Genomic DNA, 17,633 nt, shown 5'->3' with positions numbered 1-17,633 from the left:
CATTTAGTGATGTGTGTATTTGGCAGCTTCCTCAGTCGCCATTCACTGGTCGCACTGGGGCAACCTTCCAATTTAAGTGGCAAGAAAGCTTCATCATCTACGATGCGACATGCAGTCTCTTTTTTTACCGAAAATCATGTTTTACCGATACTCACGTTTTAGCGATACTCATGAATTTGTTTAATCCTAAGTGACTGCCAGCATAATGCCTAGTAGCGGATAGACTGTGTTAAATAGCGGATTCGGTTATACTTTTGCCATAGATACCATTGGAATAAATACATGTTTGAGCAGTTACATCAAACCATTACCCCCTTTTTAACCTTCTTTGGCGATAATCGTTATACCCAAGCGGCGCTGGTTATTGTTCTTTCGTTTGTGGTTGCCTCGATTTTTAAATATGTACTGATTGTGGCGCTAAAAGCCTTAATCTCGCGAGTTAATACCGATTTAGATGGCAGTTTTTTGCATTTGCTGCACACCCCTATCTATTACAGTTTGCTGTTGATGGGGTTTTCCAGTGCGGCGTCAATTCTCGCGCCGTCTGACTTGTATGCGCATATTATATTTTCCTCGCTACAGTCGATTTCGATCCTTATTTGGACCGCGTTCTTTTTGCGCGCAAATCATGTTCTGTTGCGCCAAATAGCGCTTAATCCTAACCGCTTTCATGCAGTGAATAACAAGACGCTGCCACTGTTTTTGAACTTGGTGAACATTATTATTTTGGTGCTGGCGGTGTATTTTGTGTTCTCGGTGTGGGGCGTAGACATGACCGCTTGGTTGGCATCAGCGGGAATTGTCGGTATCGCTGTGGGCTTTGCTGCCAAAGACACCTTGGCCAACTTGTTTTCTGGGGTATTTATCATGGCAGATGCACCCTATAAAATTGGCGATTATATTGTGCTTGACTCTGGCGAACGGGGGGAGGTCACCCATATCGGTATGCGTAGCACGCGTATGCTAACCCGTGAAGATGTGGAAGTGACCATTCCAAATTCAGTGATGGGCAATTCTAAAATTATTAATGAATCAGGTGGACCCCATGAGAAGTCTCGCTGCCGTGTGCCCATTGGCGTATCTTACAATGCTGATATTGATGAGGTGCGTGAGGTACTGATGCAGATAGCGTTCGCTGAAAAAGAATACGTGTGTGGCGACCCAGAGCCCAGAGTACGTTTTCGCCGCTACGGGGCATCCGCGCTGGAGTTCGAGTTGCTGGTGTGGATCACTAAACCCGCATTGCGTGGCAGAGTGATTGACATACTCAACAGTGAAATCTTTAAGCAGTTCAAGCAACGGCAGATTGAAATACCGTACTCTAAGCACGATTTGTACATTAAAGAAATGCCTGATCGTCGCGTAAATTATACTGGTGAAGAGCCTGAATAATTCACCTAGCGCGAATAAGTCTTTGATTCAGTTTTCATCCGCCAAAAATGTATATGATAGATTTATTTTGACGGCGCATTGATCATTGTAAAACGCACACAAATGCGTGCTCCACCCAATTCACTGTCTTCGATGAGCAAGGTGCCCTGATAGGCGTCAACCAAATCAGCTACTACGGCCATGCCGATCCCTTGGCCTTCTTTGTAGCTGTCAAGGCGAGTACCTCTGGTCAGTAATAACTGACGTTTCTCTTTCGGAATACCAGGTCCGTCATCTTCCACATCAATCTGTACAAACTTTTCGTGCGTTAAAATCTCAACTCGAACCTTGTGCTTTGCAGCTTTACAGGCGTTATCCAATAGGTTGCCCAATAACTCCATTAAATCCGTGCTATCACCGAAAAATTGACCTTTTGTGTCACTTTCTACGTGTTCAATAGACAGCTGCTTTTGAGCATGCACTTTGTTCATGGCATTGATTATTTTGTTCAATACAGGCGATATGTCTACGGCTTGCTCCCATGCAGCGCTGCTGCCCGCAACAGCACGTTTTAATTGGCGCTGAATTTGCAAATCAATCTGATTGATGGGCTCTCTGGCATCATCCGGCAATGCTGTATTGCCAGATAGCACAGCTAAAGGGGTTTTTAAGCCGTGGGCCAAATCACTCAAGCTGTTCTTGTAGCGACTGCGCTGCTGTTGCTCAGTGGCGAGCAGGTGATTGATACTGCTTTTTAGTTTCTCAAGCTCAGGGGGATAGGTTTGGCTGATGTGTTGAATGTGACCGGCTTCCGCTTGTTTGATTTGCTTGATCAAGCGATTAATTGGCCATAGCGCAGCATTTAGACTGAGAATCAATAACCCAAGCAAGACTAATGCGATCAGGCTTAGCCAGCGCCACAACGTGGTGATAAAGGCTTGTTCTTGTACGTTATATGCGTTTTTATCTTGCAGAATATAGAAACTCACTGGAACGAAATAACCGCCAGCATCGAACTCTGCTGTATAGGCAAATAAAAAGTACGGCTCGAGTAAGGCATATTCTTCATCGAAGCGTTCTTTACCCACTTCCGGCGCATAAAATTCGGGCATGACCTGCCAATTGAGGGTCGATAACGATCGCCACACCATGTCATCGTCAAGCTTGATAAACGCGTACAAGCCTGAATCTGGGATGTTGAGCTGATCGTTAAACAGGTGCTCAGGCATCACTGGTTGGGTACCCGACATTTCAAATTCAGAAATCAGCGTTAAGCTTTGCACCCGCAATTGCTGCTGCATTGATTCACTTAAACTGCTGGTAAACGCACTCTCAAGGGTAAATGCGGCCAGCGGAATGAATACAACTAATACCAACAGGGCAGCGGCAAAGCTGCGCAGGCGTAAGGATAAATTGCGCACCCGTTAAACTTGAAATTCTCGGCTGATGCGATAACCACGCCCGCGCATGGTTTCAATCGGGTTGATGCTTCCTTGTGGGTCGAGTTTTTTACGTAAGCGGCCAACGAATACTTCAATAACGTTGCTGTCTAAATCAAAGTCTTGATCGTATATGTGTTCGGTAAGCTCGGTTTTAGACACTACCTTTTTTGGGTTGAGCAGCAGGTATTCAAACACCTTATATTCATAGGCCGTAAGTTCAATATCGGTACCGCTGACGCTGACTTGCTCGCTTAAGGTATTTAGGCTGATAGGGCCAAGTTCAATCGTGGGGTTAGCTTGACCGGCAGAGCGCCTAATAAGAGCTTTAACGCGGGCGAGTAATTCTTCGTTTTGAAATGGCTTAGTCAGGTAGTCATCGGCGCCGGCATCTAGCCCTTCGACTTTTTCTTGCCAGCGATCACGCGCGGTTAAAATCAGGATAGGGCAAGAAACATTATTTTTTCGGGCTTTTTGAATGACTTCAAAGCCATCCATAACAGGCAAACCGATATCGATAATCGCTAAGTCGTAAGGGTGTTCACTTAATAAAAACAGTGCCTTGGCGCCATCATCGGCTAAATCAACACTGTAGCCATGGGTTTGTAAAAGCGTGTCTAACTGAGTTAATAAACGGCTGTCGTCCTCGACAATTAAAATGCGCATTAGTCGTCCTTTTTACCACTTTTCACCACTCGACCTGAGCGTTTATCAACGTCAACGTTGACCACACGCCCTGATTTTTGCAGTACTTTTACGCGGTATTTATTTTTACTTTGGTCAACTTTCAATACACGACCTTGTACCTGCTGCTGGGCTTTTTGAGCAGCTTGGTTTTTATCTATTTTGGCGTTGTCCTCTTGGGCATAGGCATGACCTAACAACCCCGATGACAGACTGACAAATAAAATAAATAGTGTATTTTTGGCGATATGTTTCAACGATTGACCCCATTCACAAACGGTTACGGATAGTTTAGCGCAATCAATACCTTGGTGGAAATACTTCTACTTAAGTCAACATCTCAAGCAGGTCTAAAGTCTTTAAAGGTAAAGCGCGCCAGTGACGAAGTTTGCTTCGAGGGTAAGCATACGGGGTGTTAGCTGAATTTTGCCTGAATTACATATCTATATTCGACATTAACGTTTGGGCCTCACTGCGGCCGTAGAAGTCACTATCAGTGCTAAGGGCGCTTTCAAGAAGGTGTTTGCCTTCATTTATTCTGTTGAGTTGGAGTAACGTGTATGCGAGATGGTATTTTATCAATTCAGATGTTGCGTTACGAAGGGCGGCTTCTCTCAATATGGTTAATGCTTCTTTGTGGCTCCCAAGTTGAGTCAGTGTCCAGCCGTAAGTATCCAACACATTTATGTCATTTCTATCTATTTCGTATGCTTGTGCTGCAAAATCTGCACTTTTGGGTAAATTATTGGGCATGTAGAGCCAAGCCAATCGATTAAGTAAGGCTGCTTTGTCAGGCACTTCTGATAAGCTAAGTAAAGCTTCATAGTGAACAAGTGCTAGTGAGTGCTGGTGGTTATAGTAATAGTATTGTGCAAGCAAGCTTCGAGGAAAATATCGGGTCGGTTGTTGTTCAATTGTCTTATTCGCATGAGTTAAAAATGATGAAACAGCCACTTCTTGACGAGCAAAACTAAACAGCTTACCTAGCGCTAAATCAAATTGTGGATCAAGTTTTAGCGCGTACTCATACATTCGTTGTGCTGTTGCGATATCTTGCTCTTGTTCTGCTGCACGTCCTCGCATAAACGGTACATTAGCTAATGAAGGAAAACGCTCAGCTAATTCATCTATACGTGGTTTAGCTTCTTTTGATAAGTGATTATTGAGCATAAGCTCAATGACCTGTAACGCAAGCTGGGCATTGTCAGGCGCGAGTGTTTGCGCTTGTGTTAACGCAGCAAGAGCTTTTTGGTTTTCCCCCTGATTTACGTATAGTTTTGCTAGGGCAAATAATGCTTGAGGATTGTTTCTGCCTAGAAATGCTAGTTTATCTAGCATTTTGGTCGCATTAGATGTCTCGTCACGGATTTGATGTAACTGCACTTTTTGCACGATATACTTGATATTATCGGGATCCAAAGCAAGTAGCTTGTCCACTTGGTACAACGCATCTTTACTATTGTGTTTTTTTAACGCGACTAAGAGCAATCCTTCGTGAGCTTTGACATTTCTAATACTCACACTTAGCACTGTTTTGTAACGCTCTACAGCAAGATCGAATTCTTCTCTTTCATAATTTATTTTGGCTGAAAGCAAAAGAGAGGGAACATGTAAGCGATGATCCTGCAGTATCAATCTTAACAGTCGAAAAGCTTCATCAGCATCACCTTGCAAATGCCAAATATTGGCTAGGTTATACTGAGCGGCAACCATACTGGGTTGCAATTTTAGTGCACGCTGTGCGGTACTCAAGGCTTGTTCCAAATGATTTTGTCGTGTGAGTACCGAGGAGTGCAAATTTAAGTAACTAGCATTATTTGGTTGCATGGTTAGTAATTTCTCAGAACTGTACTTAGCTGCTCCAACATTATTGACCAATAGGTTTATGACACTATGGGTAATTAAAACTCGCTCGTTGTTGGGATGATCTGCCAATATTGAATCTAATCTTTGTAAACTTTCAGATGATTTTTTACGAGCTAGAAGTAATTTTACTGAATATAGTTTTATGTCAACATTGTTAGGGTGTAGCAAGAGCAATTGCTTTAATAGCTCAACGCCTTTGAAGACCTTTCCTCTGCTTAAGTACAGCTCACCAAGTAAAAGCGCGCCATCAATATCGTCGAGCAATTCTGATTCGTGTCTTTCAAGAACGGCCAATGCTGATTTTTCTTTGCCTAATGCCAATGAGGTCTTGGCCAGAAGTATGCTCACTTGTATATCGGGCTTACTGATAGATTGAATACGAGTAAAATCTCTGACCGCCTGTTCTAAGTTTCCTAGTAAATAAGCGACTAAAGCACGTAAGTAGAGCAAGGGAGGACGCTCATTCACTATTTCACTAGGTATGCTATTAATTTTCCCTGCCAATGTGATGAGCTCTTCATCTACAGCGAATACTGTTTCGTTTTGCTGCTGTAGCCAGCTATTTATGAGTAAAGCAAATGGATCGTGTGGGCTAGCACTCAATATATTATTAACAATATTGCTTGCCGCAAGATTATTGCCCATCGCCAAATATATATCAGCAAGATTACGAGATATAAATGGATTACGAGGATCTAGATTAAATGCATGAATTAGATAGGTTTTTGCTTTGGATAGTTGCCCTTGCGCTTTTGCAATTTGACCTTTTAGTTGCCAACTATTGGCATTCTCTTTATCCCCTTTTAATGCCAACTCTACATAGTTTAAGGCATCACCATATTCTTCGTTGATTAGTGCAATATTAGCTAAGCCATTCAGGGCAGTGGAACTCGAAGGTGATACTGCGAGTAGTTTATTGTACCTGTTTTTTGCGCATGAAAGTCGGTTTAACAAACTGCATGCATTTGCAGATAAGCCTAACCAGTTTAATCGGTGTTGTTCTGATAATGATATCGGCAGTTCGAAGTCAATAACTTCGTCATAGCGCTCCTGGGCAATAAGGCTTAGGCCCCAAAGGTCAAGATAAAGCTCGATATCTGCACCTGCAGAATATGCGTCGGAAAATTCTTGCTCTGCTCCGCTGAACTCTTTGCGCTGATACAAAATTTTACCCATGAGTATTCTGGCGGGGAGGTAACTGGGGTGACTCTGTAAACTCGATTTTAAATAGATATATGCATCGTCAAAGCGTTCCTTATCATAAGAATGTAACGCTTTTTCGTAATCGTTGGTTTGCGCTGCCGCTGGAAGTAAAAGATTTAGCGCGCATACAAAGAGTAGTAAAACGTGAGCGCTTTTACGCATACAAACAGTGATAGCCTTGAATATCATTTGGGTTACCTAAAACTGATGTTAACGATAAAAAAAGACGGCGTATGCCGTCTTTAAATAAGAGTGCGAGGTGACATTTTACATTGATAAAAATGTTCTATTTTAACTACGTTGACGATTCCGCCGAGTTCTAAAAACTAGCCCAAGACCTAAAGCAAATAGCGCTAACGATGCAGGGGCATTAACTTGAGTGGTTGGAGGCGTTGGCTTCGGCGTATCATAATCAAAAAGGAAATTATGAAACTCTCGAGCCCCAGTATAAGAAACTGCTGCAAAGGCACCATCAAAAGAAGAACCGCCTGTGGTATCAGCATAGGGAGCTAGGACTGAGCCTTTTAGCGCTAAGTTATTAAAATTAATGGTTGTGGCCTCGAAAAAATTCCAAACGATGTTAGTCGCCGTTTGTTGGCTAAAACCATTGGTCAGATTCACACCGCCGCCTGCTGTAATATCAGTACCTGCAACATTAATCACAACCGTTGACGCAGATGCTTGTTGCAAACTTAACGAATTATTTTGTGCAAAGACATCAGACGCATTTACGTTAAATACTGCGACACTCTCACTTCCAGAAAATGAAAGTGAAGATTGATTACCGGGACCCGAAAACGAGCCATTCGTAGCTAGGCTATTAAAATATAAGCTGTCGTTGTATATATCAGTAAATACGGCTGCGATTTCAGATTCAAGCTCAGTCTGTGAACGTTGTAATGCAGAACCGCCACTTCCGTTTAGATTGAAATTTGCATGACTCGAGTTTGAACCATAAACAATGTTGTTGCCATTTTGGATCGTAACGTGATTGGCATTAATATCACCCACAATCGTCACCGCATCAATTGCACTATTTGTATCAGGTAGGCGACTGCCAAATTCGACTGCTTTACCGGCCGCATTCAAATTGCCACCGATAATTGATTTACCTTCTACGTCGCCACCGTTGAAGTCATAATCCTCAAGAAGTATGAGGTTATAAGCCCCGATTGAACCTGAAGAGGCTTCTGCGCTTGTCGCACATATCACAACGAATAGCGTCGCAACGACACTTAATACAGGGTACTTCATATACTTCGCCCTTAACCAGTGTATTGCCGATACGGTCAAACACCTTTAGTAATCTATAACAAAAAAAGGATGATAAGCGCGAGATATGACAGTTTGATGTAAAACAATCTGACAAACTATTGCTTTGAAGTGTGGACAATAACATACACTTTGCTTGGGTTAATATTCGACTTTCTTCCTAAGCTGCTTCTTTTGCCCTGATTTCTTTTTGGTCTCGACTCGGCGCACTTGTGAGCCTTTGGTGGGTTTTGTAGCTTTACGGGGTTTTTGTACGACGGCAGCGTCTCGCACAATGGCGGCCAAACGTTCTAATGCGTCTTGGCGATTCATTTCTTGGGTACGATGGGCTTGGGCTTTTAACACCAATATGCCGTCTTGGGTTATGCGCTTATCGTTACTGTTTAACAACTGCTCTTTATAAAACGCAGGTAAAGATGACGCTTTAATATCAAAACGTAAATGAATGGCGCTTGATACCTTATTAACATTTTGCCCGCCAGCACCTTGGGCACGAATAGCAGTTAGTTCAACTTCGTGATCTTGTAGCGAAATATAGCTTTTGATAAAAATCATTTTGTTGTCCTTTTACGGCAGCGGCTTTTTAGGTGGTAGCTTGGCTAACGCGCTAAAGAATGCGAGGCAGATTCGAAGGGATATACGCATTGCCTCGCACACAGTGTTGTAGCCTAAATGCGTTACGGCAGCACCTTAATGTAGGGTTTTACCGTGACGTTTTTGTACACGCCTGCATCTATATATGGGTCAACATCAGCCCAAGATTGGGCGTCCTCTAAGCTGGGAAACTCAGCAATAACCACAGAGCCAGTAAAACCGGCTTCACCTGGGTCTTTGCTGTCAATAGCTGGGCATGGCCCTGCGACCAACAGACGCCCTTCATCACTTAGCTGTTGTAAACGGGCTAAGTGCGCAGCACGTGCTTGCTTGCGAAGTGGCAAACTGTTTTCTACGTCTTGTGAATACACTACATACCACATGGGCTTTCCTTATTTTTTAGTTGCTTGTTTCATAGCGCTAACAAACTCACGAAGCTTGCTAAGCATCACTTCAGGCTGAGACAGGTTTTTTTCAATGATATTCACTGTTGCCGAGCCTGAAATAGCGCCGGCTGCACCTGCGCTAATCGCTTCTTTGACTTGCTCAGGTTTAGAGATACCAAAGCCTAATAGTGGCGGAGCCACCTTGTACTGAGTCAACTTGGCAATCAACTCACTGGCAGGAATGGTGGCAGCTGTTTCAGCGCCGGTTACGCCAGCGCGGCCAAGTAAGTAAGTGTAACCTTGTGATTTTTGACCGATCTCAGCCAAGGTCTCATTACTGGCGTTAGGCGGAGCAATCAGGATTTGCTTAATACCTGTTTCGTTGGCAATAGCAACAAAGCGGTCTGCTTCACGAAGTGGCACATCAGCAATCAGAATCGAGTCAACACCTGCATTAGCTGCATCGTTATAGAATTTTTCAAGACCGGGCTTAATCACTAAGTTGCTGTACAGCAACAAGCCAATAGGTGTATCAGGGTAGATTTCACGGAATTGACGGATCACCTCAAAACAATCACTGGGGTGAATTTTATGACTCAGGGCACGAATGCTCGCTTGCTGAATCGTAGGGCCATCGGCAATAGGATCAGAGTAAGGAATACCTAACTCAAGAGCATCTGCGCCGCCTTCAGCCAAGGCTTTTAAAATCTCTAGGGACGTGGCGATGTCAGGGTCACCTAGCATCACGAAAGGGACAAATGCGCCTTCATTCGCTGCATCTAAACGGGTGAACATACTGTCGTAACGGTCGCTGCTATGGATGTCATTATGATCATTTTGATTACTCATTGGTTTGGCCTCCCAAAATACTGTGTACGTGGGCTAAATCTTTGTCGCCACGACCGGACAAATTAACCACTATGATAGTGCCATCTTCGGCTTCATCTGCCATGTTTAAGGCATGCGCCAAGGCGTGTGATGATTCAAGGGCCGGAATGATACCTTCCTTGCGGGATAATAATTGAAATGCATAAAGCGCTTCGTCATCGGTGACAGCGGCATAGGTGGCGCGGCCAATATCGTGTAAATGAGCGTGCTGGGGACCAACGGCTGGGTAATCAAGCCCTGCAGATACAGAATATGATTCTTCAATTTGGCCGTCTTCATCTTGCATGATGTAGCTATATGCACCGTGCAAAATGCCTGTGGTGCCTTTACCGATCGCAGCGCCGTGTTCAGCCGTGTGCAAGCCTTTACCGGCTGGCTCAACACCGATTAACTGCACGCTTGGCTCGTCAATAAAGTCAGCGAACATACCAATAGCGTTTGAACCACCACCCACACAGGCGACGACCGCATCAGGTAAGCGACCTTCTTTGGCCATGATTTGCGCGCGCGTTTCTTCGCCTATCATACGGTGGAATTCACGCACGATAGTCGGGAACGGGTGAGGACCAGCCGCGGTGCCAAGTAGATAGTGAGCTTTGTCATACGTGGCAGACCAGTCACGCATGGCTTCATTCACGGCATCTTTCAGGGTGCCTGAGCCTGCGTTTACGGGGATGACTTCTGCGCCCATTAAACGCATTCTGAACACGTTCGGCGCTTGACGCTCAACGTCTTTGGCTCCCATGTAAATACGTGCTTTTAAGCCTAACAGTGCGCAGGCTAATGCTGTTGCAACTCCGTGTTGCCCAGCGCCAGTTTCAGCGATGACTTCGGTTTTACCCATACGCTTGGTCAGTAGTGCTTGACCTAGTACCTGATTGGTTTTATGAGCGCCGCCATGAAGTAAATCTTCACGCTTTAAATACAGTTTCACATTTGGGTTGGAAACCAAGTTACGTGACAAGGTCATTGCCGTGGGGCGACCTGCGTAGTCGGTAAGCAATTCCATAAACTCTTTTTGAAATTCAGGATCGTTTTGCGCGTCAATAAATGCTTGCTCTAATTGATCAAGCGCGGGAATAAGCAGTTCTGGTACATACATACCACCGAACTGTCCGAATTTGCTCTCTAAATGATTCATAATAATTTCTCGTCTTTAAATCGTTAAAATGTGGGCTGTTCGATTCGCTTGGAGCTAATACGCGCGTAATTTTTCGAACACGCTCTGCAGCTTTTTCTCGGACTTTTTGCCTGGGGCGTCTTCAACGCCAGAGTTTAAATCGATTCCACCGAGGCCAAGTGCTGCAGCTTGTTGTACGTTGTCTGGGTTGATACCGCCGGCTAAAATGACTTTGCTGCGGGTTTGGGCACTAAGGGCAGCCTGCGCGAACAATTGCCAGTCAAACGCTTGACCTGTGCCTCCGCTTTGTTCGCCAACTTTGCAATCTAATACAAAACGATCAACGTTCTGTTCATCAAGGGCGGGTAGGGTATCAGTGATCCCCTTAGCTAACCAGATTTGGCAGTCAGTCAAATTCGCATTATCAAGCGCACTGCGCAGTTCATTAACGTAGGACGGTGTCTCACTGCCATGTAGTTGCACCGCAGCTAAGCCGAGGGTGCTGGCGTACTCAACAACCAGTGCAACGTTGGCATCAACGAACACGCCGACGTAGTTAAACGGAACCGCAGCCACTATGTCTTTGGCATCATCAAGTGATAAGTAACGCTTTGATTTCTGTGCAAAGATAAGCCCAGCATAACTGGCGCCCATTTTTGCTACATCAGTGGCGTCTTTTGCACGGGTCATACCACATACTTTGATTGTGCCATAGACCAAACGTTTTACTGCTTGGGCGACGTCATCTTCAGCCATTAAAGCACTGCCTACCAAGAAACCGTCAACAATAGGTGATAAACGGCGTACGTCTTGATGGGTATAAATACCCGACTCAGAAATAATCACATGTTCGTGAGTGGCTTGGTTTATAAGCGGCACTAATTTTTCAGTGGTGGCTAAATCTGTGCTCAAGTCACGCAAATCTCGGTTGTTGATGCCGATAATATTGGCTTTGAGGGCGACAGCGCGATGAGCTTCTTCTTCGTTGCTCACTTCGGTAAGTACATCAAGGCCAAGGCTGTGGGCGATATTGGCTAATTCAAGATATTCATCGTCAGTCAGTACTGACAACATCAATAAAATAGCATCGGCGTTGTGATAGCGGGCCAAGTAAACTTGGTACGGCTCAACGAAAAAGTCTTTATTGATCACCGGCTGGGTTACACGCTCGCGAACGTACTCTAAATACTCGAACTTACCTTGAAAGTACTTCTCATCGGTCAGTACTGAAATGCAGGCAGCGTAGGGTAAGTAAGCCTCAATGATCTCATCTAAATTGAAGTGTTCTCTTATCAAACCTTTAGATGGAGACGCTTTTTTACATTCTAAAATGTACCCTGCATTGGGTTGATTGAGCGCGTCGAAAAAGCTGCGCTGTGATGGCTGTAAACCATCAATAAAGCTCGCCAAAGGTAAATCGACTTTGCGCTGGGCAATTTCTTGGCGTTTATCGGCAACAATTTTTTCTAATACATTGGCCATTTAACTTCCTTTAAATAATGTCGTGGCTGCGGCTAACCGCAGAAGAGGCTTCAATTACCTGTAAAGGGCGCTTGGCCTGCATGGCATCAATCGCCATTTTTGCCCCTTGTTGGTAAGTTTCAGCGCGGCCACATAATTTAATCAGAGCGCCCGCATTCATCGCCACCGCCGCTTCATGGGCAGCTTGGCCTTCACCGGCGAGCACATCTTGGATCAGCTGTTTATTTTCATCAGGCACACCCCCTTCAATGGCGGCTAATGGATATTCTTCAAGGCCAAAATCACTGGGTGACAGGGTATATTCGTTTAAGGCGTCCCCATCAATCTCGACTACCATAGAAGGGCCATGCACAGCGAGTTCGTCTAACCCACTGCCGTGAACCACCAATGCCTTTTTGTAACCCAGTAGCTGCAAAGTACGTGCAAAAGGCATAACTAGTTCAGGTGCATACACACCAATCATCATATGACTGGGTTGCATGGGGTTAACTAAAGGCCCTAACAAGTTAAAAATGGTGCGGGTTTTTAAGGTGGTGCGAACCGGCATAGCGTGTTTGATACCTGCGTGATAAACAGGGGCAAACAAAAAGCATAGATTGGCCTTATCTAAACACTCCCGCGCGGCGGCTGGCGACATATCAAGCTTCATACCAAACGCATTGAACAGATCTGCCGAGCCTGACTTGCTCGACACACTGCGATTACCGTGTTTGGCCACTTTTACACCACAACTGGCAGCCACGATGGCCGCCGCGGATGAAATGTTAATCGTGTTGTGACCGTCTCCGCCGGTGCCGACGATATCGGCAAAATCATATTCTGGGCGCTTAACTGGGCTAGCGTTCTGGATCATAGCCGTCGCTGCACCAGCAATCTCTTCTGGGGTCTCGCCCTTTATTTTTAATGCCGTTAACAACGAAGAGAGGATAATATTGTCTACCTGGCCGGTCACTATTTGACTGAATACATCAGTGGTTTCGTTCTGGCTCAGGGCTTTACCTTGATAAAGCGTTTCAAGTAATGGAAATAGCATGGTTGTCCTCTAATCGTTCGCTTGATCTTGGGTGAGATAATCAATGCTTTGCATTAATAACTGGCTACCAAAAGCGGTTAAAATGGATTCGGGATGAAATTGAAAGCCCAGCATTCTATCTTGCTCGTGGCAAACTGCCATAGGCACAGCGTCAAATTGGGCTAAAACAGTCAATTCAGCAGGCATGTTGCTGGCCATCAGCGAATGGTAGCGTGCAACAGGCAGCGGCTGTGGCAAGTCAGCGAACATTTTGTCGCCCTGATGCGTAATTAACGACGATTTACCGTGCATAACCACATCGGCGCGAATAATGTCACCGCCGTATGACTCCACAATCGCTTGGTGACCTAAGCAAATCCCCAGTACCGGAAAAACGCCTTTTACGAGATTGATTAGCTGAGGCATGCAGCCCGCGTCGGCGGGGGCGCCCGGGCCGGGTGATAACAATAGTATCACTTGGCTATGCTGGGCTTGTGCTTGCATTTTTTCAAAGATAGCGTGTGGAGACACCGAGTTTCGATACACGGTGAGCCCCATGCCCATGGTGCGCAGTTCATCCACCAAGTTATAGGTAAATGAATCAAAGTTATCGACCAAGAAAACATGAGTGCTTTTGACTAAATCAGCAATCACTGAATCAGTGCCCACTGAAGCAGCCTTATCCATAGAAGAGGGAGTCACTAAGCTCATTATTTTGTCTCCTTCGATGTTTGCGTTTGATTAGCTGACACAGCGCTTGGCGATTCATGAGAGGTGAGAATTGCGCGAATAACCGCTTGGGCTTTACCTCGTGTTTCATCTGCTTCTGATTGCGGGTCTGAATCGAATACTACGCCTGCGCCAGCTTGGATGTGCGCTGTATTGTTTTTGATAAAGGCTGAGCGGATGACAATACAGGTGTCCATGTCGCCGTGGCCGTTAACATAACCGACTGCCCCGCCGTAACTGCCTCGGCGTTGCTGTTCTACTTCTCGAATAAGGCTAGCAGCACTGACCTTCGGTGCGCCGACTAGGGTGCCCATGTTCATACAAGCTTGGTACGCGTGCAGTGCATCTAAATCATTTCGCAACTGTCCAACCACTTTAGAGACTAAGTGCATGACGTGTGAATAGCGGTCGACTTTCAGTAAGTCTTTTAAGTGTCTTGTGCCGGGCTTTGACACTTTTGCTACGTCGTTACGGGCTAAATCAACCAACATTAAATGCTCAGATTTTTCTTTCTCGTCTTCGCGTAAATTAAGTTCAATACGGCTGTCTAGATCTAAGTTGATTGAGCCATCAGCGTGCTTACCTCTAGGACGCGTGCCGGCAATGGGGTAAATCTCTACTTGGTTAGTGTCCTTTAAATATTTTAGTGCTGACTCGGGAGAGGCACCAAACATACAAAAATCGATGTCTTGCATGAAAAACATATACGGACTGGGGTTTTGCACCTTCAATGCTTTGTAGGCTTTATGTGGGTCTGGGCAAGGTAGGCTGAACGTACGTGATGGTACAACTTGGAAAATATCACCGGCTAAAATATGATGCTTGAGGTTTTCTACGTCTTGAATAAATTCTTCATCTGACTTGCTAATTTTTAAATCATCTGGCGCAACACTGGGTGATTCGAGCTCAGGCACGTGCATTGCTTTGCCCAGCTTATGCTTTATTTGCTCTAAGCGCTGACTGATAGCGAAATAGTTATTACCGACATTTTTGCCGCTAAACACGCTGCCAATTAATTCGGTTTTCTTTGCTTGGTGGTCAATTAAAAGTAAGGTTTCAGCGAGATAGAAAACAAAGTCAGGGCAGGTATTTTCACTTTCACTAACCGCGGGTAATTGCTCAAATGTGGCGAGTAAATCATAGGCAAAGGCACCGCCTAAAAATAACGCTTCAGGATGAGGTCTAATAGCCACCACACGATTAATCAATAAGCGCAAAGCATCAAATACGGCTGGGGCCTTTAAACGGCTGTCTTCATCTAGTTCCCCGTCATTAAAGGTAAACGTCAACGTCACAGTGCGAGAGTTTTCATCAAAGGCATGCTCAACACCTTGCGGGCAGTATTCGATAAACAAAGGTAAAACAGCAGCCCCGTTATCAGTCAGCGCTTGGCAGGTCACCACAGGGCCATCGCATTGCAACTTTATGGCGGCATCTACCAGTATTAAACTTTTCAAATTATCTTTGCTGTCGATTTCTGCTGACTCAAGCAGCAAATTGTGGGGCTGACCTTGACATAAATATTGATATGCTTGGAGTGGATCGGCCACGTAATCAGCGGATAGTAGCAATGTTTCTACTTTGCCTGCTTGTTGTGTTAATTGCGCTAAGCTCATGATTTTTTTCGATAACCTCGTTTGTAACCTGTTCTAGGCATTGACTTTGTTGGGCATTAATCGGGTCGTAATTTTCAATCGGGCATAAAAAAAGCCCGTATTATACGGGCTTTTCTTGTTCAATCGCACAAATACATACGCTCACAGCCCGCTAGTTAGGGATGTGCCACCACCAAATTAAGTTAGTTGAAACGCGTAATACTGTATTCATGGGTATAAATTCTCGTTTTTGAGCACGCGGAAATCTTTGCTAGGCGTGCGAAAAAAATATCGGTTAATAACAAACATTGTCCTTTTTTAAGGTTTTGTCTGCTATTCATCACTAAATGCGTATAATACACACTTCAGGTGCATAGAAGAAAACAATTTTGCTTCTCTGTCAACACCCAATTTTGTAAACGTATCCTTCGGGTACTCGTTAAAAGGTCATATTTACTGTTCCATGAAAATCGATTTGCACTGCCATACATACTATTCAGACGGTCAACTTTCACCCGTAGAACTGGTGGATCGCGCTAACAATATGCAAGTGGATGTGCTGGCTATTACCGACCACGATACCGTACAAGCGTTAGATGAAGCTAGGGCTCATCAGGCAAAGCAAAAACGTAAGATGCATATCGTTAACGGAATCGAGCTTTCGACCTCTTGGCACAATTTCGATATTCATATTTTGGGCTTAAATGTAGACAAAGATGATGAGGTGTTTCGCCAGCGCTTGGTTGAACAAAAGAACGAGCGAGATGCCCGAGCACAAAAAATGTCAGACAAACTGGCCAAAGCTGGGGTTGAAAATGTGCTCGATGATGCAAAGTTATTAGCGGGTGAAGGCCAGCTGACCCGTGCCCACTTCGCCCGAGTGTTGGTTGAACGCAAAGCGGTGCGAGACTTTGAGAGCGCCTTTAAAAAATACTTAGGTAAGGGCAAACGCGCCCATGTTAAACCCCAGTGGATTTCAATTGAAGAAGCCATTGAGTGGATCCACGATGCAGGCGGCAAAGCGGTATTAGCGCACCCTGGGCACTATGACATGACCACTAAGTGGTTACGTCGATTAGTCACTGAATTTAAACAAGCTGGGGGAGATGGTATTGAAACCACCCATACTCGCATTAACCCTGAAAAACGTAAGTTGATTGTTGAATTAGCCATGGAGCATAATTTACAGGCATCTGCGGGTTCTGATTTTCATTTTGTCAGTCGCTGGACTGAATTGGGTAAAAACTTGGGGGTGCCAGAACACCTGACCCCTATTTGGCATGACTGGTCATTTGTAGACTCGTCAATTGACACAACATCTAACGCATAACATCGCGTGTAACTTACTGGGAAGTAACGATTATGAGCCAATTTTTTTATATTCATCCTGACAACCCTCAAGCACGACTCATTAAACAGGCGTGTGAGTTAATTCATAATGGCCAAGTAGTGGTGTATCCAACAGATTCTGGCTACTCCATTGGCTGTCATATGGATGACAAAAGCGCCCTAGAGCAAATCTGTCGTATTCGCCAAATCGGTAAAGATCATAATTTCACGTTGATGTGCCGAGATATGTCTGAGTTGTCAGAATACGCACAGGTCGACAACGCCGCATTTCGTATGATCAAAAACAATACGCCTGGGCCGTATACCTTTATTTTGAAAGCGACCAAAGAAGTGCCTAAGCGCTTGCAAAATCCTAAGCGCCGTACCATAGGTATTCGAGTGCCAGATAACGCTATCGCCTTAGCCTTGCTTGAAGAACTGGGTGAGCCGCTGATGTCGACCACGCTTATTTTACCGAATGCAATCGTTGCTGAGTCTGATCCTGACGAAATTCGCGACAAGCTTGAGAAGCAGGTAGGCCTAATTATTCATGGGGGGTTCTTAGGAGAGCAGCCCACCACTGTGATTGACTTGTCGGATGGCGAGCCTACGATTATTCGTGAGGGCAGCGGCGACGTTAGCCCGTTTAACTAATCACGTTGT

Annotated in this window: 16 protein-coding genes; 3 read left to right on the top strand and 13 right to left on the bottom strand. The window is 44.9% G+C overall.

The window, feature by feature from the left end; genetic code table 11:
• Nucleotides 1-282 precede the first annotated feature (282 nt).
• Nucleotides 283-1,392 (top strand): mechanosensitive ion channel family protein, encoded by a 1,110-nt coding sequence (locus PATL_RS14525; RefSeq protein WP_011575609.1) that lies wholly within the window; start codon nucleotides 283-285, stop codon nucleotides 1,390-1,392.
• Nucleotides 1,393-1,454: 62 nt separating this feature from the next.
• On the opposite strand, the gene PATL_RS14520 is transcribed toward PATL_RS14525, so the two are convergent.
• From PATL_RS14520 to PATL_RS14460, 13 genes are all read right to left on the bottom strand, one after another.
• On the bottom strand, nucleotides 1,455-2,792 hold the full coding sequence (locus PATL_RS14520; RefSeq protein WP_011575608.1) for an ATP-binding protein: 1,338 nt from the start codon (nucleotides 2,790-2,792) through the stop codon (nucleotides 1,455-1,457).
• A gap of 3 nt (nucleotides 2,793-2,795) precedes the next feature.
• On the bottom strand, nucleotides 2,796-3,476 hold the full coding sequence (locus PATL_RS14515; RefSeq protein ID WP_011575607.1) for a response regulator transcription factor: 681 nt from the start codon (nucleotides 3,474-3,476) through the stop codon (nucleotides 2,796-2,798).
• Nucleotides 3,476-3,751, bottom strand: coding sequence for a PepSY domain-containing protein (locus tag PATL_RS14510; protein ID WP_011575606.1), 276 nt, complete (start codon nucleotides 3,749-3,751; stop codon nucleotides 3,476-3,478). Before PATL_RS14510 ends, PATL_RS14515 begins: the two co-directional genes overlap by 1 nt.
• A 178-nt stretch (nucleotides 3,752-3,929) precedes the next feature.
• The gene (prsT, locus tag PATL_RS14505; RefSeq protein WP_198136246.1) at nucleotides 3,930-6,725 is read right to left on the bottom strand and encodes an XrtA/PEP-CTERM system TPR-repeat protein PrsT; all 2,796 of its coding nucleotides are present in this window, start codon (nucleotides 6,723-6,725) and stop codon (nucleotides 3,930-3,932) included.
• Nucleotides 6,726-6,854: 129 nt separating this feature from the next.
• Entirely contained in the window at nucleotides 6,855-7,817 is a 963-nt protein-coding gene (locus PATL_RS14500) for a choice-of-anchor A family protein (protein WP_011575604.1), read from the bottom strand.
• Between the two features lie 159 nt (nucleotides 7,818-7,976).
• Nucleotides 7,977-8,390: an alternative ribosome rescue aminoacyl-tRNA hydrolase ArfB gene (gene arfB / locus PATL_RS14495; protein WP_011575603.1), complete on the bottom strand. Its 414-nt coding sequence runs from the start codon at nucleotides 8,388-8,390 to the stop codon at nucleotides 7,977-7,979.
• A gap of 122 nt (nucleotides 8,391-8,512) precedes the next feature.
• Complete coding sequence (locus PATL_RS14490) at nucleotides 8,513-8,812, bottom strand: YciI family protein (protein ID WP_011575602.1); 300 nt, start codon at nucleotides 8,810-8,812, stop codon at nucleotides 8,513-8,515.
• 9 nt (nucleotides 8,813-8,821) lie between these two features.
• Nucleotides 8,822-9,664, bottom strand: coding sequence for a tryptophan synthase subunit alpha (trpA, locus tag PATL_RS14485; protein ID WP_011575601.1), 843 nt, complete (start codon nucleotides 9,662-9,664; stop codon nucleotides 8,822-8,824).
• On the bottom strand, nucleotides 9,657-10,844 hold the full coding sequence (gene trpB / locus PATL_RS14480) for a tryptophan synthase subunit beta (protein WP_011575600.1): 1,188 nt from the start codon (nucleotides 10,842-10,844) through the stop codon (nucleotides 9,657-9,659). The genes trpA and trpB overlap by 8 nt, the downstream gene beginning before the upstream one ends.
• Nucleotides 10,845-10,898: 54 nt before the next feature.
• Nucleotides 10,899-12,305: a bifunctional indole-3-glycerol-phosphate synthase TrpC/phosphoribosylanthranilate isomerase TrpF gene (gene trpCF / locus PATL_RS14475; RefSeq protein WP_011575599.1), complete on the bottom strand. Its 1,407-nt coding sequence runs from the start codon at nucleotides 12,303-12,305 to the stop codon at nucleotides 10,899-10,901.
• A gap of 10 nt (nucleotides 12,306-12,315) precedes the next feature.
• Nucleotides 12,316-13,338, bottom strand: a complete 1,023-nt coding sequence (gene trpD / locus PATL_RS14470; RefSeq protein WP_011575598.1) for an anthranilate phosphoribosyltransferase — start codon at nucleotides 13,336-13,338, stop codon at nucleotides 12,316-12,318.
• 9 nt (nucleotides 13,339-13,347) lie between these two features.
• Nucleotides 13,348-14,004 carry an aminodeoxychorismate/anthranilate synthase component II gene (locus PATL_RS14465; RefSeq protein ID WP_049765960.1) on the bottom strand — a complete coding sequence of 219 codons (657 nt, stop codon included), beginning with the start codon at nucleotides 14,002-14,004 and terminating at the stop codon, nucleotides 13,348-13,350.
• Nucleotides 14,005-14,027: 23 nt separating this feature from the next.
• On the bottom strand, nucleotides 14,028-15,662 hold the full coding sequence (locus tag PATL_RS14460) for an anthranilate synthase component 1 (RefSeq protein WP_011575596.1): 1,635 nt from the start codon (nucleotides 15,660-15,662) through the stop codon (nucleotides 14,028-14,030).
• 442 nt (nucleotides 15,663-16,104) lie between these two features.
• Between PATL_RS14460 and PATL_RS14455 the strand changes: the two genes are divergently transcribed.
• Together PATL_RS14455 and PATL_RS14450 are read left to right on the top strand one after the other, a co-directional pair.
• Nucleotides 16,105-16,971 (top strand): PHP domain-containing protein, encoded by an 867-nt coding sequence (locus PATL_RS14455; protein WP_011575595.1) that lies wholly within the window; start codon nucleotides 16,105-16,107, stop codon nucleotides 16,969-16,971.
• Nucleotides 16,972-17,003: 32 nt separating this feature from the next.
• Nucleotides 17,004-17,624 (top strand): L-threonylcarbamoyladenylate synthase, encoded by a 621-nt coding sequence (locus PATL_RS14450; protein ID WP_011575594.1) that lies wholly within the window; start codon nucleotides 17,004-17,006, stop codon nucleotides 17,622-17,624.
• The last annotated feature ends 9 nt before the right edge of the window (nucleotides 17,625-17,633 follow it).

Source organism: Paraglaciecola sp. T6c (assembly GCF_000014225.1).
Lineage (GTDB): Bacteria > Pseudomonadota > Gammaproteobacteria > Enterobacterales > Alteromonadaceae > Paraglaciecola > Paraglaciecola atlantica_A.
The sequence above is the reverse complement of the archived record's forward strand: the minus strand, read 5'-3'. Positions and strand labels throughout refer to the sequence as shown.